Here is a 240-nt window from a genome sequence, read left to right on the forward strand (position 1 = left end):
ATCTTGAAATGTAGAAGGAAGAACTTCAGCTTGCTCGTGAATAGTATTCACAAAGCTTCCATATGTCTCTGCCATTTGCGGCATATGTTCTATCAACTCTTGTCCTTCTTTTATTATGTACGGAGTCCCTTTTAACAATATCCAAATGAAAAAAATTAAAAATAGGGAGTAAATTATTAAGATAGAAATTGGTTTTGGAACATTTTTTTCTGCAAGTTTATTAACTATTGGGTGTAATAC

Annotated in this window: 1 protein-coding gene; it reads right to left on the bottom strand. The window is 31.7% G+C overall.

Features of this window, described 5'->3' with window-relative positions:
• Positions 1-240: AI-2E family transporter (locus AOA59_RS28750; RefSeq protein WP_143522856.1), on the bottom strand; the 240-nt coding region annotated here is incomplete at both ends.

Origin of the sequence: Pseudomonas sp. 2822-15 (assembly GCF_002742515.1) — a bacterium.
Classification (GTDB): Bacteria; Pseudomonadota; Gammaproteobacteria; order Pseudomonadales; family Pseudomonadaceae; genus Aquipseudomonas; species Aquipseudomonas salomonii.